Below are 22,158 nucleotides of genomic sequence, written 5' to 3'. Positions count from 1 at the left end.
TCATTTTGGTAGGAAGGAAGCTGGCTTATGAGTCTAACAGGTAAACGTATCTTATTAGGAATTACTGGCGGCATTGCTGCTTATAAATGCCCTGATCTGGTTCGTCATTTAAAAAAATGTGGCGCACAAGTGCGTGTTGTTTTGACTGATTCTGCTAGCCATTTTGTCACTAAAATGACGCTTCAAGCTGTTTCTGGCAATCAGGTTTCTAGCGATCTCTTTGATCCATCGGCCGAGCTTTCTATGAGTCATATTGAACTTGCCAAATGGGCTGATTTAGTATTAATTGCGCCTGCAACCGCCAATATTATTGCTAAAATGGCAAATGGTATTGCCGATGATTTGTTATCAACAATTTGTTTAGCAACATCTTCGCCAATTGCCATTGCTCCGGCGATGAATCAACAAATGTATAAAGCCGCCGCAACTCAACATAATTTATCTGTATTAGCGTCAAGAAATACCTTAATTTTAGGTCCAGACAGTGGTTTTCAAGCCTGCGGTGATGTTGGACCTGGACGTATGCTTGAGCCGCTCACTATTGTTGAAGAAATAACCCACTATTTTAAATCAACCTCAGTGCTTTCAGATATATCAATTACCATTACGGCAGGACCAACAATCGAAGAAATCGATCCAGTTCGTTATATTAGTAATTACAGTTCAGGAAAAATGGGATTTGCAATTGCAAACGCCGCTGCTCAAATGGGTGCCAATGTCACATTAATTAGTGGACCAGTTCATTTACATACGCCGAATAATGTCAACCGAATTGACGTTAAAAGCGCTAAACAGATGTACGATGAAGCAATGAATCACGCTAAAAAATCAAATATTTTTATTTCTTGTGCCGCTGTTGCCGACTATCATGCTAAAACAATTGCGACACAAAAAATTAAAAAAACGGGCGATAACGATGAACTTGTGATTGAATTAGTTAAAAATCCCGATATTGTAGCTAGTGTCGCAGCACTAAAAACACATCGTCCTTTTGTGGTAGGGTTTGCCGCTGAAACTAATGATGTTAAAACTTATGCACTAAAAAAATTAACCGCAAAAAATTTAGATTTAATTTGTGCTAATGATGTTTCTGATAAAACCATTGGCTTTAATTCCGATCAAAATGCATTAACACTGTATTGGCAAAATGGTGAGCAAACGTTACCATTAAGCAGTAAAAACCAATTAGCAACACAGTTACTTCAAACTGTTATAACACGATATAAAGCGAGTCATGATGAAAAGAAAAATTGATATAAAAGTATTAGACAAACGTTTAGGTAACGAATTTCCTCTGCCTACTTATGCAACTGAAGGATCTGCTGGCATTGATTTAAGAGCAATGTTTGATAAAACAACCGAAATAAAACCAGGAGAAACTATCCTAACCCCGACTGGTTTATCAATGCATATTGCTGATCCTAGTTTAGCGGCATTAGTGTTACCACGTTCAGGGCTTGGTTCAAAAAATGGTATTGTGCTTGGTAATTTGGTTGGTTTGATTGATTCGGATTATCAAGGACAACTATTTGTTCCTGTTTGGAATCGAAGCCAAACTCCTTTTGTGATTGAAGCAGGCGATCGAATTGCCCAACTAATCATTGTTCCGGTTGTACAAGCCGAATTTAACATTGTTGATGAATTTGTTGAATCAGCACGAGGCGAAGGTGGTTTTGGACATTCGGGTAAAAAATGATCGTGAGTAGCAAAAATAGAAATCGCAAAGAAGATATCTTACAAGCATTGGCAAAAATGCTTGAATCGAATGAAGGCACTCAAAGAATAACTACAGCTAAATTAGCTGCAACAGTAGGTGTTTCTGAAGCAGCTTTATATCGACATTTTCCAAGTAAAACAAAAATGTTTGAAAGTTTAATTGTCTATATTGAAGATATTTTGTTATCCCGTATAAATGTGATCATGCATGAAGAGCCAAATACATTTACTCGGTTACAACTTATTCTTGCTTTGATATTAGGATTTTCTGAAAAGAACCCAGGATTAACCAGAATTATGACTGGGCACGCATTAATGTTTGAGCAAGATCAGTTACAAGAACGTATTAGCCAGCTATTTGAACGAATTGAAACTCAAATTAAACAAGTTTTACGCGAGCGAAAAATTCGTGAAGGTGTTGCCTTCATAACTGATGAACGTATTTTATCTAGCCAATTATTAGCTTTTTGCGAGGGAATGATGGCACGTTATTCTCGTTCAGGTTTTAAATATCTACCAACAACTAATTTTGATACACGTTGGTCTTTATTAATCAAACAACTTGTTTAGCCAATTGTGAATTAAAATACTTTAAAAAAAATTTCTATTACCCATTACTGAGGATAATAATATGAATTTTGAAGGTTTTTTAAATTATACCCTTTCATTTATTGAAAAATATGATGGGGTTGTATTTAGCTATATTGCTCATTTTTGCTTTGCCATTGTTATTTTTGTGATTGGTAGAACTATCGCTAGATTTATTAGCAACCAATTAAAAAGAATATTATCAAATCGACACGTTGATCCAACTGTTGTTAAATTTGTCAGTGCATTAGCATACTATGCGACTATTGTAATGACATTGGTTGCTGTTTTAGGTCAATTAGGAGTACAAACAGCATCTATTGTTGCAGTGATTGGTGCGGCTGGCTTAGCTGTTGGTTTAGCGTTACAAGGTTCACTATCTAACTTTGCGGCTGGAGTGATTTTAATTATTTTTCGCCCATTTAAAGTTGGTGAAACGGTAATAATCAATAGTCAGCAAGGTATTATTGATTCTATACAAATTTTCTCAACATCTATTGTTACACCAACCAACGAACTAGTTATAATTCCTAACAGCCAAGTAGTAAGTGCTAATATTATCAACTATACTCGCTTACCAGAAAGACGTTTAGATTTGGTGGTTAATGTTGGTTATGATTCAGATATTCAAAAAGTCTATCAAGTATTAAAGCAAGCAGTTGATAAAACTAATAATATATTAACATCCAAAGAGCCTACCATTCGATTAGATGTTTTAGATGCGTCCTCGATGAATTTTAATGTGTTAGTTTGGACATTAAACGAAAATTATGGCGCGGTAAAAGGTGAGCTGCTTGAAAATATCAAAAATGGATTAACTGAAAATAATATTAATATTCCATACCCAACAATGGATGTAAATCTTAACAATAAGTAGCCAATCAATTATTAAAAACTCCGTCTGTGTTTATCAACGGAGTTTTTTATTATCTAATAACAATTAAATATCTTGATCCATATTTAATGCTGGTTTTTCGCAATCAGGGCAACCCACCACTTTGGCTGGTACACCTGCAACGGTTGTATGCTGAGGTACGGGATCTAACACAACAGAGCCAGCTCCAATTTTAGCACCTTTACCTATTTCAATATTACCTAAAATCGTTGAATGAGCTCCAATCATCACCCCTTCACGAATTTTTGGATGGCGATCACCATTTTCTTTACCCGTTCCGCCTAATGTAACCGATTGTAAAATAGAAACATCATTTTCAATTACCACCGTTTCTCCAATCACAATACCTGTTGCGTGATCAAACATTACTCCACAGCCAATTTTTGCCGCAGGGTGAATATCAACACCAAATACAATCGCAATTTGGCTTTGTAAAAAAATAGCCAATGACTTACGATTTTGCTTCCAAAGCCAATGTGCAATTCGATAAGCTTGCAAGGATAAAAATCCTTTGTAATAAAGAAGTGGTGTTGAATAGTAATTAGTGGCTGGATCGCGAATATAAACAGCCATGATATCGCATATAGCTGACTGAATAATATTTTGGTCCGCTTGATAAGCCTGACGGGCAATTTCACGAATTTCAATAGCGGGCATAACCTGAGAAACAAGCTTATTAGCTAAAATATAGCTTAAAGCACTCCCCAGATCTTCATGATTGAGTAATGTTGCATGGAAATAACTAGCTAACATCGGCTCGCTTTCAACTAACTCAGAGGCTTCTTGTCGAATGGTTTTCCATAACATCTCGGGTTTAACAACTACTTTTACATCGTTCACTACAAGTCCCTATACATATTATCTAAATTGCTAATATTGTTTCGCAAACTTTCCTTAGAAGCAAGGATTGTATTGATTTAACATCAATATGGAAACAATATGTTTCCATATTTATAATTATAAGGGCTAATTTAAAATTATTGTTGTTTTGCTTTTTTCTCGTCACTTAAAGTAAATATAGCTATTATTGAAGTAATCAAAACAACACCTGCAAGCACATAAAATGTTGTCGCATATCCTGTATTATCAAATAATTTACCCACAAACCATGACAACACAATAACGCCAAGATTTGATGAAATATTAAAACCAACTAAATAAAGTGTAGCAGATAACCGAGCATCAAAATTACCTACAATATATTTAAACATCGCCAAAATAAATAATGGAATTTCAATTGCATGAAATAACTTAACGAATGATATCAGATAAATATTATCTAACGTTGCAGATAATGCAATTCGGCAAATCATAACTAATGCAGCAACTAATAGCGATTTTTTAGCTCCCATTTTGTTAATAAAATAAGGAGCAATAATCATACAAGTTGCTTCTAAAAAGACTTGGAAGGAATTTAAATAACCGTAAACTTGATAGCCATCTTCTGGTTTTTCAAAAAAACCAGTATAAAAATTAGGAAATAACTGCTGATCATAGATAGTATAAAAACTATAAGTACCAATAACAAACAACACAAACAACCAAAATTTTTGCAAACCAAACAGCGATAAGATTTCGCCCATTGTTGGTATAGTCGTTGTTTTTTCTACTAAAGCAGTATCGTTATTTTCAGTTGGTGATGCTTGATATTGTTTTGGCTTAAATATCATATTAATGGTGAAAAAGATAACCGCAACACCCGACGCCATCCAAAAGTTAATATGAGGATCAATGCCGAATAAAATACCCGCAACAAACGTTGCAGCAGCATAACCAAATGATCCCCAAAAACGAGCAGGACCAAATTCAAATCCAAATAATCGACTAATACGTTCAATAAAAGAATCAATCAAAGCACTGCCCGAAATAAAGCTGGCACTTAACACTGGTGCACCGATACAAACACCCCAAATAAAATCATTTTTTAATAAAGGCTCATACACATAAATTAAAAAAGGGCCAATAAGAACCATAATAATACTTTGGAAGGTCACTACAGCTTTACCTATTTGTAATTTATCTTGGATAATGCCATAGAAAATCATGAAAAACATAGCTGCGGCAGAATTAGCCGCATAAACAATACCTAACTGCTCACCTGATAAGTCAATTTTACTTTTTAGCCAAATTGCGTAAAAAGACCACCACAGCGACCACGCAGCATAAAAAGTAATAAGGTAACCAGACGAGAACCAATAGTTTCTATTTTTTATCATATTCATGTTTATTACTCTTATATTGTTGAAAATCGATGAAGTTTAACGTTAACATTATTGTCATATTTGATACTAAATAGATAGAACCAATTGTCATAAATGTTACTTACCTCACACTTTTTATCATTTCTATTTGTGGTATCATCATGCATAGTAATGGCTGATAATAATTTTTATCTTGTTAAACAAAAGGATTTAACTATGGCTTCACTTAAGGATGTTGCAAAGCTAGCATCTGTTTCATTGATGACGGTTTCACGCGCAATAAATAACCCTGAAAAATTAAATAAAGAAACTTACAAGCGCGTTAAACAAGCTATTGAGCACCTTAATTACGTACCTGACTTATCGGCAAGGAAGATTCGTGGTGATAATTCAGGACCAAGAGCAATTGGTGTTTTGGCATTAGAAACAGCAATGACGCCATTTTCGGTAGAATTACTACAAGCCATAGAAAAGACTGCACAAGATCATGGCTGGAATACCTTTATCGTTAATTTATTTGATGATAAAGATCCCGATCATGCAATAAACACCCTGCTATCATATCGCCCTAACGGTATTATCTATACCACAATGGGATTAAGAAAAGTTGAACTTCCTGAAAAGTTATTAGATAAAAATGTTGTATTAGCCAACTGTATAAGTGATTCAAAACAACTAGCTTGCTATATTCCAAATGACTATTTGGGTCAATATCAAGCCATGCAACAAGTAATAAAGAAAGGCTATAAAAAACCATTATGCATCTATTTATCAGAAACCACATTAGCAGGAAAAACTAGACGTAAAGCTGTTGAGCAAGCATGGTTAGATGCGGGTTACAATTTAAATAAGATTACTAGTTACCATACCTCAACTTTATCAGATGACCTTGCACAAGAATATATGATGACGGTTGATATACTCAAACAGCATTGTAATAAAAAACCCGATTTTGATGTATTAATTTGTGGTAATGATCGAATAGCTTTTGTTGCTTATCAATATTTACTCGGTCAAGGACTTCATATTCCTTCTGATGTGGCTGTATTAGGTTACGATAACATGGTAGGTACTGGTGAACTATTTTATCCACCACTGACAACAGTGCAATTGCCTCATTATGAGATTGGAGAACAAGCAGCTTTACATATAATTAATAACAAAAACCAAAAACAGATAATACAGGTAGCATCACCTTATTTAGAAAGGAATTCATTATAGCTTACTTAAATTGACCGCCAAATGGCGATCAATTCAATCATCAATTACGCATAAATAGATTTTAACTGCCAGCTATCTACTTTGGTTATTTTGGCGCTACCATTTTCAGCAAATAAATTAACTACTCGTTCTGCTGGTAATTTTGGATAGATACGGCTTGAAAGGCTATATAAATCACCATTAACAAATACTTCTACAGATGAAGCATCAACATACACATGTAAAGTTAATTTTTGGCTCTCTGGTAATGGTACGCTACGATAACCAGTTAATTCAAGACCGGATAAACTACGATCAAGAACAATACGATTAGATTGTAAATCAACATATAGTAATGTTGCTTGTTTACCATTTTCAGTGGCAGCAAGTTGCAAACCAAAACGCTCAGCATCACTTTCTTTTAGATCAAACTCAACACAAAGTTCACAACAAATTGACTCAATATTGGTATTTTTAAGTTCACTATTGAGCGTTATTTCACCAAATGATTTTGGCTTTTCGCGCAATGCTTCAAGTTCTTTTACTGGGCGATTTCTGACTTTATTATATTGATCTAAAATCAGTTCACGAGGAAGTGTAAATGCGCCTGCCCATTTATCTTTTTTGCTTGGCATGGCTGACTGCCACATATCCATCCAAGCAAAAATAATACGACGTCCATCAGCGGCAAGAAATGATTGCGGTGCATAAAAATCGTGTCCAAAATCCATTTCTTGAAAAGGTCTAACTATTGAAAATTGCTGCCCAGGTTGCCAATTACCTACTATATAGCCTGATTGGAATTGATTACGATACTGATAACCTTTTGCTTTCAACCCTTGTGGTGAAAACATCAAAACCCATTTATCACCAAGTGGAAAAAAGTCAGGGCATTCAAGCATATAAACATCAGGATCGATATCACTCACTACAACATGATCCAATTGCCACTCATTTAAATCATCAGATCTAAATAGTAAAACTTGACCAACATTATTTGGCGTTCTTTGACCAACAACCATCCACCATTTACCATCTTGTTGCCACACTTTAGGATCGCGAAAGTGCATTACTCCGTCTTGGGGTATAAGTACTGTGCCTTGCTTTTCAAAATGAATGCCATCTTTACTAGTTGCAAGACATTGGCTTTGTCGAATCTGTTCATCATAACCTTGGCCACTCAACCAAATATGACCAGTATAAATTAAGCATAACTCACCATTGTTATCTACGGCCGATCCAGAAAAACAGCCTGACTTATCAAATTCTTGATCGGGAGCAATAGCTATTGGCAACCTTCGCCATGTGACTAAATCATCACTAACAACATGTCCCCAATGCATTGGTCCCCAATTTTCATCATAAGGATGATGCTGATAAAAGGCATGATATTGACCTTTAAAGTAAATCAAACCGTTAGGATCATTCATCCAACCAGCTGGTGGAGCTAAATGAAAATGTGGATAATATTGTTTATTCATTACTTTTTCTAAATTTTTAACAGCTAGATTGGCTTTATCAATAGCAGTAGACATAAAAACCCCTTTTTTATCCAATATTAGATACCTTTATTTAATAGTATCTTAATTTAATTGTTAACGTTAACTGTTAATGAAATTAGCGATAAAATATGTGATGATAGTCACATATTTTTAACGTTAACAATGAATTTTTTGTCAAATGATTTAGTCTATGACGGACTTTTAAAAAATGACTATTATAAATTCAACAACAGATTAACTATTAATGACTTTACTAAAAAGTAAAAAGATGACATATTTCAAAAAACTCAAGTAATCTGTCTCTATACTAGATTACCGCAGTAACTGACTATAATCGAGTTAAAAAATGAATAATACTAAAGTTTGGTCCCTTGGGGATGCCGTTATTGATTTATTGCCATTTGGTGATATGAATTATAAAGCATGTGCTGGTGGCGCACCTGCAAATGTTGCAATTGGTATTGCAAAATTAGGACTGCCTTCAGCGTTTATTGGTCGTGTTGGTAATGACCCTTTTGGTGATTTTATGGAAACCACATTCCGCCAATATAACGTTGATTGCCAAAGCCTTGAAAAAGATGAACATCATCGAACAAGTACTGTGGTTGTTGATTTAGGAAAAAACGGTGAACGTAGTTTTACTTTTTTGGTTTCACCTTCAGCAGATCAATTTTTATCTCAGCAAGCAATCCCTAATTTTAACCAAGATATTTTACACTTTTGCTCTTTGGCGCTAGTTGGCCACACCTGCCGTCAAACACTTAAAACTGCGATTGAACAGCTTACCGCTAAAAATGGCCTAATCAGCTTTGATGTTAACTTGCGCGAACAGATGTGGGCCAATAAAGACGAAATGCGTACCACCATTACCCAATTTTGTCATGATGCTGATATCCTCAAACTATCAGACGAAGAACTATTTTGGTTAACTCAAAGCAATGATTGGAGTGAAGCATTAAATAAACTACAACAACACTATGAAGCACCATTAAAATTAATTACCAAAGGTAAAGATGGCAGCATTGTATTATGGCAAGGTAAAACATTTTCGTTTGATTCGTACCATGTAAATAGTGTTGATACAACTGGTGCAGGTGATGCTTTTGTCGCAGGATTACTCAGCAGTATTGCATCATCAGGCATGCCTGATGATAAACTGATGTTAGAAAGCATGATGACCATTGCCAGTGCTTGTGGAGCCTTAGCTACAACCAAAAAAGGCGCATTAACTGCACTACCTGATAGTACATTTTTACAATCATTTATTAGCGATAATCCAACATTAACAGCAAAACAAATAGCATACTAAAAATAGTAAAAACTTACTAATAGGGCAGCAAGATTGAACACAATAGTTTCAAAATATAATTATGATTGACTGCCCTTTACCACTCAATAACTTAACTATTTAGTTAAATTACTGTTTATAAAATAAAATAGCATTTAACACCGACTGCATTGTGATCTTGCCCATTGATCTATCATAAAAACATCATCAATTGTCGATGGCTCAGGGAAAGCCAATTGATCTAATACTTTTGATACATTTTTAGCAATATCCATAAAACCAATTTTATGTTGCAAAAATGCTTCAACCGCAACTTCATTGGCGGCATTGAGCGCCGTGGTAGCCGCTTGGCCTTGATTAAAGGCATCGATTGCCAATTTTAAACATGGATAACGGTCAAAGTCAGGTTGTTTAAATGTTAACGACGAAATTTGCGTAAAATCTAAAGGTGGTACGCTTGAAGGAATACGATCGGGGTAAGACATGGCATAAGCAATTGGCGTGCACATATCAGGCACACCAAGTTCAGCCACCACACTGCCATCTTGATAACGTACCATTGAATGGATAATTGATTGCGGATGAATAATAATTTCCATTTCGTCGGCACTGGCATTAAATAGCCAACGAGCTTCAATATATTCCAGCCCTTTATTCATCATCGTTGCCGAATCGACAGATATTTTTTTACCCATCGACCAATTAGGGTGAGCAACCGCTTGCTCGGGGGTGACATGTACCAGTTTAGCTAAATCCCAATCGCGAAATGGTCCGCCAGAACCTGTTAACACGATTTTAGTAATACCATGCTCAGCAAGGTTAGCAAAACCTAAATCATGCTGTACCGCCGTTGGTAAACTTTGAAAAATAGCGTTATGTTCGCTATCTACCGGCAACAACTCAGCGCCATACTCTTTAACCGCTTGCATAAATAAATGCCCACAGGTTACTAGCGATTCTTTATTGGCCAACAAAATACGCTTACCTTTCTTAATCGCAGCAAGCGTTGGTTTTAATCCTGCCGCCCCCACAATAGCCGCCATCACTTGATCGACCTCGGGCAACTGCGCTAAGTCGCAAATGGCTTGTTCACCACTTAACACATCAATATCCAATTTTAGATTGGCAAGATTTGCTCTTAATGCCGTCTCAGCTTGCGCTGTTGCCATGGCAACGTATTTAGGCTTAAAAGCCAGACATTGCTCAGTCATTTTGGCAACGTTATTACCTCCTACTAAAGCATAAGCTTTAAATAGATGTGGATTTTGAGCAATAACCGCTAGCGTACTGCAACCAATTGAACCTGTCGAACCTAAAATTGTGATATTTTTCATATTAATACATTAAATCTATATTATGGTTAGCTAAAAAATTAATAAATTCCTTGGTTGGCACTTTATCTGTAATAATTTGATTAAACAGAGTTAACTCACCAATAAAAGCCGGTTTAACTTGATTAAATTTAGTATGATCGGCAATCAAAATACTTTGACCTGATTTTTTTATAGCCTGCAATTTCATATCAACTTCATCAAAATGATAACAAGTTGCACCTTGTTCAATATCAACCCCTGCGGCCGAAATAAACGCTTTATTTGGGCAAATCGAATTTAATTCACTATGCTGTCCAATAGTGCTAAAAATCGCATTATTAGCCTGATAATGACCACCACATAAAATTGTCTTACAATTAGATTTATTTTGTAATGCTAAAAATGCGTTTAATGAATAACAGATAGCAGTAAAAGTTATTTCATCATTAATGGCATCAATAATAAAAGGAATAGTGGTACCACAATCAAAAAAAACGGTATCGTTTTCTACAATGTATTTACTAGCTATATTGGCAATATATTGCTTTTCATAAACCTGTTTATCTTGTTGGTCTGACAAAAAATACGGGGTAATTTGATGACGAGCATCACTAACAACATAGCCACCTAAAACACTTAGGGAACAACCAACATTGCTCAAATCTCGGCGAATAGTCATTTCTGAAACAGCCAACAACTTAGCGGCTTGTTTTAAATGAATCTTATCTGTTTTTTTTAAAAGTTGAATAAGATCATTCACTCTTTTTTGTGATTGTGTTTCCATGCTGATCCCATAAATCAATAATAACAAGCTACATAAGTAGCTTATTAATTGATATCATTGATTAATAATCACTGGTCGAAGTTGCATCGCCAGAAACAATCGCAATACCAGCACTAGCCCCTAAACGCGAAGCCCCCGCTTGAACCATTTTTTCAGCCGTTTGACGATCACGAATACCACCCGATGCCTTAACGCCCATCTCATTGCCAACGGTATCACGCATCAACTTAACATCCTCAACCGTTGCGCCAGATACACTAAACCCAGTCGAGGTTTTAACAAAAGCAACACCGATTTGCTTACAGATTTCACAGACTTTAACAATTTCGTCTTTAGTTAATAAACAAGTTTCTAAAATCACTTTTAATGGCACAGCACCACAAGCATTAAATACCGCCTCAATATCTTGTTTAACCGCATCCCAATCATTGCTTTTTAACCAACCCACATTGATGACCATATCGATTTCTTGCGCACCTGCTTTAACCGCCATTTCGGTTTCAAAGGCTTTAGCGCTAGTTAGCATTGCACCTAAAGGAAAGCCAACGACTGAACACACTTTTACATCGCTACCTTTCAGTAAACTAGCCACTAAAGGAACATAGCCTGAATTTACACAAACTGAATAAAAATGATATTGTTTAGCTTCTTCACAGAGTTTAGTTATTTGGTCTTTTGTTGCGTTCATCGCAAGTAAAGTATGATCGATATACTTTGCATAACTCATAACGAGATCCTTAAAATGTCTTTGTAATAATGTTTAATTAAATATTGTTAGTCTGTAAATAAATAGGGATGTTATAAAAATAACAAATATAGCCAAGCACTGTTATTTTTATAACATTATGGCGTAATTGATTGAAATAGTACAGATAAAAATCTGTGTTTAAATTTTAGTTTTTCGTGAAAGAAATAACATTTATATCAATACTTTACCAAACATTATTATTTGGCGTGCTAATTTCGCTTAGGTGACGGCACATCCTGATGAAGGAAAAGAGTTAATGGAATTTAATTCTTCTATTTTTCATTTTTTTTATAATACTCTGTTTTATGAGCCGAGTGTGTTTTATCACAAGATAAAAACGATCGAAACTCAGCACATCCAAAAAAAATCAAGTATCTTAATAAATCTTTACAAAATTTTTAGTTAAAAATGTAGCCAAATTTTTTTTAAACATTATAATTTTAAAAATTAAAATTAATTCAGCTATATTTTATAGATTATAGATCGTTAAAAAAATAAAATAAAACAATATATTACTTTACAAAAGGGATGTTATGCAGTATACTTATCAACACCAGACACCAGACACCAGCACTGGCAAACCTATGTCTTAAATTTATTAAATAACCACGCTAGACGAGTTTTTACACTTACTTCATTTTTAGCATCGAAATTATCCATACAATTATCTACAAAAAAAACGTTGGTATTAGTGCCATTGTTGTTATTGCCGTATTCGCCTAATTTGCAGGCATTAACTGCGCATACTAGTAATGTTATAGAAGGTAGTGCACCATATTTAACATTTGATGGTGGTAAAACTAAAGCGATCACAACCGATGATTTATTGAATATCACTCTATTGGATGGAACAATAGTTACTCCATCAACCAATACATCAAGCGTAACAAATCCAATAACTTTACCTAAAGGAAGTACTTTAAGTGATATTCACATGTTGATTCCCTCATCAGTTGATTCAGTCAGTTTAAATGATATAGTGAACACTTATCATTATTGGGGCGATGATGATGGTGATGGTCAGGGAATAAATGGCGTAACCGCAAAAGGAAATCTATCTGCTTATTTTTCCGATAAAAATGGTAATGCTGTTAGTCGTAATGATATTTTAGATATTTGTAAAGCACCTTATAAGGTGATATTAAGTAGTACAGAGGGGTCTTTAAAAACACAGTACGGTGTACCAGATACAAATTATTTCCACCGTCAATCGGTGGAGTACTACATCAGCCCAAATTTACCTCCTAAAATCTGTCATGTAAGACCAAATCTAACCTATGGTGCAGGTGATTACGCTGGTCCAGCTAATATTTGGAATCCAACTAAAGGATTTCTAGTTCAATCAACTAATCCAACATTTTACGAATTAAATTTTCCGACAACAGGTGCAGATGGTTTGTACTTTGATTTAGACATAGGTGGAGGTAGTCAGTTGACTTGGACTCCTGTTACACATGGGGGAATAACAGCTACTGTGACAAGGACGTTACCAAATGCAGGCGATAATTGGATATCCAATCATTCAGTAGAGGTAATGCGCGTTACGCTAACGGGTCCTAGGGCAAGTGATAACCAAAAAAGCTCAGATTCACCAAGTCCAATTAGCAAGCCAACCTTGCCTCAAACATTCGAGTTAGTGGGTAGAGATAGTCAAGGTAGTGTGGTTGTCAAGTATGGGTTTGTGTTGAAGCAATGGTTCGTTAATCGTGGATTTCGAGCGACTGACGCTTCTAAACAAGCTTCTTGGTGTAGCCATTTAGGTTATCGTTTTCCACAGGTAAGGGATTTAACTAATGCGGTTTGTTCCGGTAAGTGGTCAGGTCACTGGTGTCAAGGTTCTGTCGGTGCCATCCCATCATCATCTGGTAATCATTACCAGCGTCGAATTGGCGTAGGCTTTTTTACTGAGTGGGGAGATATGAGCCGTTATACCAACGCAGATTTTGCTAGTCGCAACTACTGGACAAGTGATACTGGAAATAATTACTTATTCGGTGTTGACTCGGACGACGGTGATGTGCTCGGTGAGAGAGCTAGTAGGAATGGACTTTGTGCTGCTAATTAGCCTTTCGGATTTAGTCCTTGACTGCTGGGGGGAATTATATTCTCAATAGCAGACAATCTATTAAAAAAAGTAAACTTTAATGGTTGTTTTTATTCGGTATAGTTTCGGACGTTTTGAGCTTTTGCTTTAAATAGTTTTAGTAGCAATGTATGAGCTAAGAAGATAGAGCGATTTTCTTAGCAATTTTTGGCTTTAGCTGGGATAAAATGGTCTCTTTGCTATCCTGTTGCAGTTGTCAGCAATTTGTAAGAGTGGTAAATAATCCAAAAAACATCGTAATAAAAACATAAAGCAAACTATAAGTATTTGATTTTACAAAAACAATAAATTTAAAAAACTTTAATAAAATCAATACTCTACCTGAACGATTTTATGGGGGAATATCAACTTTCATAATATCGAAAAGCTAGGCAAACGAGTCGTTACCTAGACCGTCATTTAGTCTGTAATACATTAAAGCAAGCTTTGTTTCGGCGCTACTTTCTTAAAAATATGCTCGTTCGCAGTGACCGAGGATGCTAGCCAATAAAGCACTATTTAAATATATTGAAATCTATTATTATTGTATGCGTGGTTGTTCAGCCAAGAACTAGGTATTGCTAGAACAATATGAACAACAATATTATCAAAATAAAAAAATGATAGAGGGGGCTATGTATAATATTTTGGTAAGGATCGTGTTAATTCTTTTTATGGTGATGTGACATAATCAGCAAATATTTAGCGATTTAAAAAGATAGAAAACGAAAGTTTAAACTATTTATTAGCTTTGATATTATGGTTAATATTTAGAACTTTGACACCATATTAAATATGATGTCAACAAATGAGAAGATGAAAATATTAGGTTGGTGTATCGACATCATCCCAATCAGCATTTTCAAAATTGGTTAACCAATTTAAAGCATAATGACGCTCTTGAATAACATCACTTATAATCGATGCGGGAGGTTGCTTATCTTTCATTCGAAAATCTGTGGTTATCCAATGTAAGCGGTAGTGTAAATCTAAAGCATCCAACAATTCACTAACTGGTCTTAAGGCCACGGTTGAAAAATCTTGTCCACTATGTTGCATTCCTTGGTCAACTAACGATGAAACATCGCAGATAGTATCAGCAAAAGGGAGCTCAGATTGCCAATTGATAGCCCATTGTAAAGGTAATAATGCTTCGTATTTCCAAGACATATCTATCACATCTTGCTCTGTCGGCTGCCCGCTATAAATAAAGTCACGCTCATTATTTGATAAAGCCTCAAACCCCATTGGACAACGTTCTTTAAATTCCATCGGATTAATTGGATCATTTTCTCTAAAACTTTCAGCCTGAATACCTGTTAACATTATTGCTAAGGCTCGTTTAGCTACTTCGTCAGGTGTTCTAAGTATTACTTCCGATTCGGCAATAACCGGTGGTAAATGTGTAGGTGTATGCAACCCCAATTTGGCTAAATACTGTTCAGTTTTTGTTTTTCGCTTTAATGCTTCTAGTGGATAAGGGACGATTACATCTAAATCAATGTTACCATCAGGATCTTGTAATACATCTCCGTCAGGATTCCGAATAGTTCCATCAGGCATAAATATAATTGCATTCGCCTGCCAGCCCCAAGTGGTAAATTCATTGAAATTATCTTCTTCAATCTCAAAGGTAAATTGATGTTTAACTCGTTGGATATGGCGATACAAAGCATAACGGCGTGAATTCATCTGCCCATCTCCTGCTTGCATGACATAACCGATAAAACCATCAAGGTGTTTCGTCAACTCAGAATCATCCAATCCGCGATGGTATAGACGCTCGCAGGGAAAATTAATGGCTGGTGGATGAGTGACTGTAGAATAAGCATTTATCAATATTGGCATTTCAAATATTCCTAGTTTAGATTTGGTATTTTTATTATTATAAATAGTGGCTGTTTTTTAATCTAATTCTATAATAGATCATGGTAGTTTTCTATATTTTTTAAATGCTATACTCCGTTTTGTGATGTTTGTTATTCTGTTGAATAAATGATTTTATCTGGTGCATCGCTGAACAAGATATATTTTATTTTTCAATGTATACGTTTATTCCTTACTTTGTAAATACCATACTGTCATTTCCATTCTTGATTTAAAATTAAGTTTTTTGAATATACTTTTGATATGTACTTTGACTGTGCTTTCAACGATACCTAAATCTTTTGCAATTAGCTTATTTGGTAGTCCTTGTACTAATAAATTAAAAATTTCATTTTCTCTTGGTGTCAATAAACTGACATCATGCATTTGTTTTGTAGTTAGTTGTTCGTTATTACGCATATAATTGAGGATAATATGTGAAATAGCATTATCCATAATTAGCTTTCCAATCGAGATTTCTTGTAGTGATTTTAGAAAATCTTCAGGCTCCATATCTTTTAATAAATAGCCATCAGCACCTGTTTTTAGTGCGGTGATTATATCTTCTTTTGCATCTGATACTGTAAACATAATAATGCGACTCGATATTTTTTTTTCACGCAGGTAGCGTAATATTTCTAATCCATTAACATCTTGCATATTGATATCAAGTAGAATAATATCAGGATCAAGCTCTTCGGCTAATTTAACGCCTTCTATTCCAGAGCCAGTTTCTCCCACAATGTCAAAATGGTTGACTGTATTTATCAGCTGTTTTACGCCATTTCTTAACATTGGATGATCATCAATAAGAAGTATTGAGCAATTTATTTGTTCCATTTTTACTCTTCTATTGCTTTGAATGAAATGGTTTTATTAACCTTAAATGCTATCATAATTTGTGTCCCTTTGTGGGGAGGACTGTTTATTGTTAAATTACCATTTAGTATTTCAACTCTATCACGCATAATGATTAGACCATAACTATTATCCTGTTTAATATTGTTTTGTAAACCAATGCCATTATCCTCAATACAGACGGAAATAATTTGATGATCATCAATTTTTAAACTGACAATAACCTGTGTGGCTTTAGCATGTTTATATATGTTATTTAGTCCTTCACGAATAATTTGTAATAAATGAAATGCATATTTACTATTGATAATATTCAGCGGCAATAAATATTCAAACTGAATATTGAATTGTAATTTTTGATTAAATTCCTCAATTAATTCCATTAAATTTGCATAAAAACCCGTTTGGTTAAGGCGTAAGCGAAAAGAGGTAATTAGTTCTCTTAGTTGAGAGTAGGTTATATTGACTTCTTTACGCATTGTTGCCAATAAATCAATACTGCTTTGTGATGTTAAATCTGATTGCATTTGTAAGCAGCTGAGGTGTATTTTTAAACAAGATAGAGATTGAGCAATGGAATCATGCAGCTCTCTGGCCATTGCTGAGCGTTCTTTTATTAATAAATATTGTTTTTGTTGTTCAATTTGTCTATCGAGCTTCATTGCAGTAGTCATTTGCTCGATAACTCCCACAATTAAGTTTTCTTGTTCATTGGTTAATATGATATTTTTTGGCTGCAAAGCAAATAATATCCCATATTTTTCCCCGTTTTCTTGAAGGTGCCAATGGCGTTGAAAGTTATTTTTTTGATAAGATTTTGATGAGATTAAACAAGCTTTGCATTTAGAATTTTGGCAATAAGGTAATTTTTGCTCATTATCGTAACTGATTTGTTGATAATGCTCAGGATCATTTGATTCATAAAAACGGATTTTAAATTGAGTTAATGGTACTAAATCTTCTAATTTGTGTAGTATTTTTAGAAAACGTTCACACAATGGCTCTGAAGTATGTAGTTGCTTAATTGTTTGATATTGAAATGAAACAATTTTATTGGTTTGTTGTAATTTAGCTGTTTTTTCTGCAACTTGTTTTTCTAACAATAAATATTGTGATTCAATTTGCTCGGACATTTTGTTAAAAGCTAGCCCTAAAAGATCAAATTCATTCTTTCTGCTTTTAATATTAAAACGCGATTTAAAATTGTGGCTAGAAATTGCTTCAGCCATACTAACTAATTTTTGCCATGGTGCAAGAAGGTAGTAACGTAAGTAATAAATTTGAACAGCTAAAAAAATTACGATAATAACAATAAATAATTGTTGTACTTGAGAAATATAATAAATTTTGTTTTCGGTTTTTTGATCAATCTTATCTACCAAATGGTTGATACGAGCAACATAGCTTTCAATATCAATTCTTATTTCATCGATTTTTTGTGCTTGCTGTATTTTAGTAATAAGTCGAGTATTCCAATCAGTTTCTAACTGATTAAATTCATTAATTAAATTATAGCGTTTTAAAAGCGTTAAATGTTTTTGTGATGAAGAAATATTAATAAAAATATTTAAATTATCATAATCTTTCTTATTGAGTGGAACCATTGTTAGTATTTGGTAGTTCTTCATTCTTAGTAAGCCTAATTGATTAACCATATATGCCCCACCTTTTGTATCATTGGCTACCTGGATTGAAAATGATAAAGCGATTAAAGCAATAGCACCTAAACAGAACAGTAATAGTGTTAAACGATTAATAATTGATTCGGTGGGGCGAATTTTTATTTTCGACATATAAACACTCAATATTATTTTGTAATTTTATTTTAGCTAAATAGTAATTTATGGTTATTGTAGCTTGAAAAGAGTATCTATCTGATCTTTTTTGTAACTTTTTGCGATCTTTTGTTAAACAGCGCTTGCAACAAGAATAAAATTTGCGTAAAATTCACGCCCTATAAGATTAATCACGCAGACATATATGTTTAATCAAGTAATCGTCTGCTTTTTATTGCGGAGTTAAGTATGTACGCAGTTTTCCAAAGTGGTGGTAAACAACACCGAGTTAGCGAAGGACAAGTCGTTCGCTTGGAAAAAATTGAAGTCGAAACAGGTGCAGAAGTTGTTTTCGATAAAGTTTTAATGGTAGCAAATGGTGAAGACATCAAAGTTGGTGCTCCGTTTGTTGAAGGTGCAACAATTAAAGCAGAAATTGTTGAACACGGTCGTGGCGATAAAGTGAAAATTGTTAAATTCCGTCGTCGTAAACACTATCGTAAACAACAAGGTCACCGTCAGTGGTTCACTGATGTGAAGATCACTGCAATCGCTTAATAGGAGTATCGAACAATGGCACATAAGAAGGCTGGTGGTTCATCACGTAATGGTCGTGATTCCCAAAGTAAACGTTTAGGTGTTAAACGTTATGGTAGTCAAGAAGTTCTTGCTGGTAACATTTTAGTTCGTCAACGTGGAACTCAATTCCACCCTGGCACTAATGTAGGTTGTGGTCGTGATCATACCTTATTTGCTTTAATTGATGGACAAGTAAAGTTTGAAGTTAAAGGACCTAAGAATCGTCGTTATGTTAGTGTAGTTGCTAACAGCTAATTCATAAACGGTTCAAAAAGTTTTAGAAGCCTCACAATTATTGTGGGGCTTTTTTCATTTCTTGAAGTTAATATAAAATTGATGGTGATATGATAAAGCAGCAAAATGTTAAATTAGGTTTTGCACTTGCCATGTTAACCGCAGTGATGTGGGGCATTGTGCCAATTGCAATGAAATATGCGCTAGTGGTTGTTGATCCATTGACATTAGCTTGGTCGAGATTGGCTATTTCAGCTCTTGGTATTACTATTTGGTTGGCTTACAAAAAGCAATTTCCTAATTTAATGATGTTCAGAAAACATCGTCGTTTTGTTTTATTGATGATTGCAGGTTTTGGGTTGTTGGGTAATTTTGCACTGTTTGCTAGTGCAGTTCAGTATCTTTCAGCTACAACCGCTCAGGTTGTCGGGCAAACTGGCATTGTGATTTTTATGATTTCAAGTGCTTTTATTTTTAGAGAGCGACTCAGGCCGACTCAAATTATTGGTATTTTAGTATTATTAGTTGGGCTTGCGTTATTTTTTAATAAAAATATTGTAGATCTGTTTTCTAATATGTCTTCGTATGGTATTGGTGTGTGGTTTGGTTTACTGGCTTCGGTATCATGGGCTTGCTATGCGCTTGCTCAAAAAGTACTATTACAGAAATTACGTGCAGAACAGTTACTTTGGTTAATTTACCTTATTTGTACTGTTTTTTTGTTGCCTTTTACGTCGTCAAGTAAAATTATAAATGCTGATGCAACTCAACTGTTTGCTATCATATTTTGTGGTTTAAATACTATTATTGCTTATGGTGCGTTAGTGATGGCTATGGAGCGCTGGCAAGCAGCACAAGTGAGTGCAATAACAACTTTAACGCCATTATTTTCGCTCATCTTTTCAGATTTGTTTGCTTTAATTTGGCCTGAAAAGTTTGCTATGCAATATTTAAATATTTTAGGTTATATTGGTGCAGTATCTGTTGTTGCGGGTGCTATGTTTGCGACCATTGGGCATTATATTTGGCATCCAAGGAAAGGCTGGCTAATTAACCGCAATAAAGGGGAAGAATAATGAAATTTGTTGATGAAGCATCAATCCGTGTTGAAGCTGGAGATGGTGGAAATGGTTGTGTCGGTTTTCGCCGAGAAAAGTATATACCTAAAGGTGGTCCTGATGGTGGCGACGGTGGCGATGGTGGTGATGTCTTTTTTATTGCTGATGAGAATTTAAATACATTAGTTGATTTTCAGTTTGAAAAAAATTACCGCGCTGAGCGTGGCCAAAATGGACAAGGTTCTGATTGTACGGGTAAGCGTGGTCGAGATATTACCGTTAAAGTGCCTGTGGGAACACGAATTACCGACAAATATACAGGTGAAATTATTGGTGATTTAACGCATCACCAACAAAAAGTATTGGTTGCCAAGGGCGGTTTTCATGGGCTTGGAAATGCGCGTTTTAAATCATCGGTAAATCGTGCGCCAAGACAAAAAACTGATGGTACTCCAGGTGAAAAGCGCGATGTATTATTAGAATTATTATTACTTGCTGATGTGGGGATGTTGGGTTTGCCTAATGCTGGTAAATCAACTTTTATTCGCTCAGTTTCAGCAGCTAAACCGAAAGTTGCAGATTACCCATTTACTACCTTAGTGCCTAGTTTAGGTGTAGTAAGAATGGATAATGAACAAAGTTTTGTTGTTGCTGATATTCCTGGTTTAATAGAGGGGGCATCAGACGGTGCAGGACTTGGTATTCGTTTCTTAAAACATCTTGAACGTTGTCGTGTTTTAGTTCATTTGATCGATATGGCACCAGTAGATGAATCAGATCCGATAGAAAATGCTAAAGTAATAATCAAAGAGGTTCAACAATATAGTGAAAAATTAGCTAATAAACCACGTTGGTTGGTATTTAATAAAATGGATGTATTAGGTCCTGAAGAGAGCGCTAAACGTGCAGCTGAAATAGCTAGGGCACTTGATTGGCAAGATAAATATTATATTATTTCAGCCATTAATCAAGAAGGTATAAAGGCCTTATGTTGGGACTTAATGGAATATATCAATGCGCATCCACGTGAAGCCGAACAAGAAGAGTCATCACCTGAAAAAGTGGAATTTATGTGGGATGATTACCATCAACAAGCAATGGATGAGGCTTTTGATGATGACGATGATTTTGATGACTGGGACGAAAGCGATGAAGAAGGTGTTGAATTTATTTATCAAAAATAATAAGTATTATACTCTATTTTATTTCGCCTAAATTAGCCATTGCGTATAATTTTTTATAAAAAGCAGAATAGGAATATTCTGCTTATTTTTTATATTGTTAAATATCAATCCTCTTATTATGAAATTAGTGAATAAAGCGTTTATTTTTATTTAGCTTAGAAAAATAAAAAAATGCTTGATTTTGTTAATGATAATCATTATCATTAATTCGTACTTTGTTAGAGCTTTAGAGGCTTTTGAAAAAGTATGACATTGCTCACATTGCTTCCAATGTTTACCAGCTTGA

The 22,158-nt window shown here is 34.8% G+C and carries 20 protein-coding genes; 11 read left to right on the top strand and 9 right to left on the bottom strand.

From position 1 onward, the window contains the following. Nucleotides 1–27: 27 nt before the first annotated feature. The 4 genes from coaBC (at nt 28) to ACGH6Q_RS00745 (ending at nt 3,181) form a co-directional block, all read left to right on the top strand. Nucleotides 28–1,254, top strand: coding sequence for a bifunctional phosphopantothenoylcysteine decarboxylase/phosphopantothenate--cysteine ligase CoaBC (coaBC, locus tag ACGH6Q_RS00760; RefSeq protein WP_411591443.1), 1,227 nt, complete (start codon nt 28–30; stop codon nt 1,252–1,254). Further along, a complete protein-coding gene (gene dut / locus ACGH6Q_RS00755; RefSeq protein WP_034909576.1) occupies nt 1,238–1,696 on the top strand; it encodes a dUTP diphosphatase in 459 nt (152 codons plus the stop codon). The genes coaBC and dut overlap by 17 nt, the downstream gene beginning before the upstream one ends. Further along, nucleotides 1,693–2,286, top strand: coding sequence for a nucleoid occlusion factor SlmA (gene slmA, locus ACGH6Q_RS00750; RefSeq protein ID WP_034909580.1), 594 nt, complete (start codon nt 1,693–1,695; stop codon nt 2,284–2,286). The genes dut and slmA overlap by 4 nt, the downstream gene beginning before the upstream one ends. A 61-nt stretch (nt 2,287–2,347) precedes the next feature. Further along, the gene (locus ACGH6Q_RS00745; RefSeq protein ID WP_085164619.1) at nt 2,348–3,181 is read left to right on the top strand and encodes a mechanosensitive ion channel domain-containing protein; all 834 of its coding nucleotides are present in this window, start codon (nt 2,348–2,350) and stop codon (nt 3,179–3,181) included. Nucleotides 3,182–3,244: 63 nt separating this feature from the next. Here ACGH6Q_RS00745 and cysE read toward each other — a convergent pair whose 3' ends face one another. Further along, entirely contained in the window at nt 3,245–4,006 is a 762-nt protein-coding gene (gene cysE, locus ACGH6Q_RS00740; protein WP_065609222.1) for a serine O-acetyltransferase, read from the bottom strand. 170 nt (nt 4,007–4,176) lie between these two features. Continuing rightward, entirely contained in the window at nt 4,177–5,421 is a 1,245-nt protein-coding gene (locus tag ACGH6Q_RS00735) for an oligosaccharide MFS transporter (RefSeq protein ID WP_296301678.1), read from the bottom strand. Between the two features lie 195 nt (nt 5,422–5,616). Here ACGH6Q_RS00735 and ACGH6Q_RS00730 point away from each other — a divergent pair, with 195 nt between their 5' ends. Then, entirely contained in the window at nt 5,617–6,621 is a 1,005-nt protein-coding gene (locus tag ACGH6Q_RS00730; protein ID WP_065607123.1) for a LacI family DNA-binding transcriptional regulator, read from the top strand. A 44-nt stretch (nt 6,622–6,665) separates the two neighbouring features. Here ACGH6Q_RS00730 and ACGH6Q_RS00725 read toward each other — a convergent pair whose 3' ends face one another. Then, complete coding sequence (locus ACGH6Q_RS00725; protein WP_411591441.1) at nt 6,666–8,135, bottom strand: glycoside hydrolase family 32 protein; 1,470 nt, start codon at nt 8,133–8,135, stop codon at nt 6,666–6,668. A 313-nt stretch (nt 8,136–8,448) separates the two neighbouring features. Here ACGH6Q_RS00725 and ACGH6Q_RS00720 point away from each other — a divergent pair, with 313 nt between their 5' ends. Continuing rightward, nucleotides 8,449–9,411, top strand: a complete 963-nt coding sequence (locus ACGH6Q_RS00720; protein WP_411591439.1) for an aminoimidazole riboside kinase — start codon at nt 8,449–8,451, stop codon at nt 9,409–9,411. A 134-nt stretch (nt 9,412–9,545) separates the two neighbouring features. On the opposite strand, the gene ispC is transcribed toward ACGH6Q_RS00720, so the two are convergent. The 3 genes from ispC to deoC all read right to left on the bottom strand — a co-directional run bounded on the left by ispC (nt 9,546) and on the right by deoC (nt 12,214). Next, nucleotides 9,546–10,724 (bottom strand): 1-deoxy-D-xylulose-5-phosphate reductoisomerase, encoded by a 1,179-nt coding sequence (gene ispC, locus ACGH6Q_RS00715; RefSeq protein ID WP_411591437.1) that lies wholly within the window; start codon nt 10,722–10,724, stop codon nt 9,546–9,548. Between the two features lies 1 nt (nt 10,725). Continuing rightward, nucleotides 10,726–11,487 (bottom strand): DNA-binding transcriptional repressor DeoR, encoded by a 762-nt coding sequence (gene deoR / locus ACGH6Q_RS00710; protein ID WP_411591435.1) that lies wholly within the window; start codon nt 11,485–11,487, stop codon nt 10,726–10,728. Nucleotides 11,488–11,548: 61 nt separating this feature from the next. Then, the gene (deoC, locus tag ACGH6Q_RS00705) at nt 11,549–12,214 is read right to left on the bottom strand and encodes a deoxyribose-phosphate aldolase (protein WP_085164593.1); all 666 of its coding nucleotides are present in this window, start codon (nt 12,212–12,214) and stop codon (nt 11,549–11,551) included. 712 nt (nt 12,215–12,926) lie between these two features. Between deoC and ACGH6Q_RS00700 the strand changes: the two genes are divergently transcribed. Continuing rightward, on the top strand, nt 12,927–14,300 hold the full coding sequence (locus tag ACGH6Q_RS00700; protein ID WP_411591434.1) for a hypothetical protein: 1,374 nt from the start codon (nt 12,927–12,929) through the stop codon (nt 14,298–14,300). Between the two features lie 843 nt (nt 14,301–15,143). Here the strand turns inward: ACGH6Q_RS00700 and ACGH6Q_RS00695 are convergent. From ACGH6Q_RS00695 to narX, 3 genes are all read right to left on the bottom strand, one after another. Further along, nucleotides 15,144–16,166: a DUF4272 domain-containing protein gene (locus tag ACGH6Q_RS00695; protein WP_065590207.1), complete on the bottom strand. Its 1,023-nt coding sequence runs from the start codon at nt 16,164–16,166 to the stop codon at nt 15,144–15,146. Nucleotides 16,167–16,370: 204 nt separating this feature from the next. Further along, entirely contained in the window at nt 16,371–17,024 is a 654-nt protein-coding gene (gene narL, locus ACGH6Q_RS00690; protein WP_065590206.1) for a two-component system response regulator NarL, read from the bottom strand. Nucleotides 17,025–17,026: 2 nt separating this feature from the next. After that, a complete protein-coding gene (gene narX, locus ACGH6Q_RS00685) occupies nt 17,027–18,835 on the bottom strand; it encodes a nitrate/nitrite two-component system sensor histidine kinase NarX (protein WP_411591433.1) in 1,809 nt (602 codons plus the stop codon). 231 nt (nt 18,836–19,066) lie between these two features. Here narX and rplU point away from each other — a divergent pair, with 231 nt between their 5' ends. The 4 genes from rplU (at nt 19,067) to cgtA (ending at nt 21,872) form a co-directional block, all read left to right on the top strand. Then, on the top strand, nt 19,067–19,375 hold the full coding sequence (rplU, locus tag ACGH6Q_RS00680; protein ID WP_025314436.1) for a 50S ribosomal protein L21: 309 nt from the start codon (nt 19,067–19,069) through the stop codon (nt 19,373–19,375). 15 nt (nt 19,376–19,390) lie between these two features. Next, nucleotides 19,391–19,651, top strand: a complete 261-nt coding sequence (gene rpmA, locus ACGH6Q_RS00675) for a 50S ribosomal protein L27 (protein ID WP_034915250.1) — start codon at nt 19,391–19,393, stop codon at nt 19,649–19,651. A gap of 89 nt (nt 19,652–19,740) precedes the next feature. Next, complete coding sequence (locus ACGH6Q_RS00670; RefSeq protein ID WP_065590204.1) at nt 19,741–20,706, top strand: DMT family transporter; 966 nt, start codon at nt 19,741–19,743, stop codon at nt 20,704–20,706. Next, nucleotides 20,706–21,872, top strand: coding sequence for an Obg family GTPase CgtA (cgtA, locus tag ACGH6Q_RS00665; RefSeq protein WP_065590203.1), 1,167 nt, complete (start codon nt 20,706–20,708; stop codon nt 21,870–21,872). The genes ACGH6Q_RS00670 and cgtA overlap by 1 nt, the downstream gene beginning before the upstream one ends. The last annotated feature ends 286 nt before the right edge of the window (nt 21,873–22,158 follow it).

The organism is Gilliamella sp. BG2 (assembly GCF_046635645.1).
Taxonomy (GTDB): Bacteria; Pseudomonadota; Gammaproteobacteria; order Enterobacterales; family Orbaceae; genus Gilliamella; species Gilliamella bombi.
The sequence above is the reverse complement of the archived record's forward strand: the minus strand, read 5'-3'. Positions and strand labels throughout refer to the sequence as shown.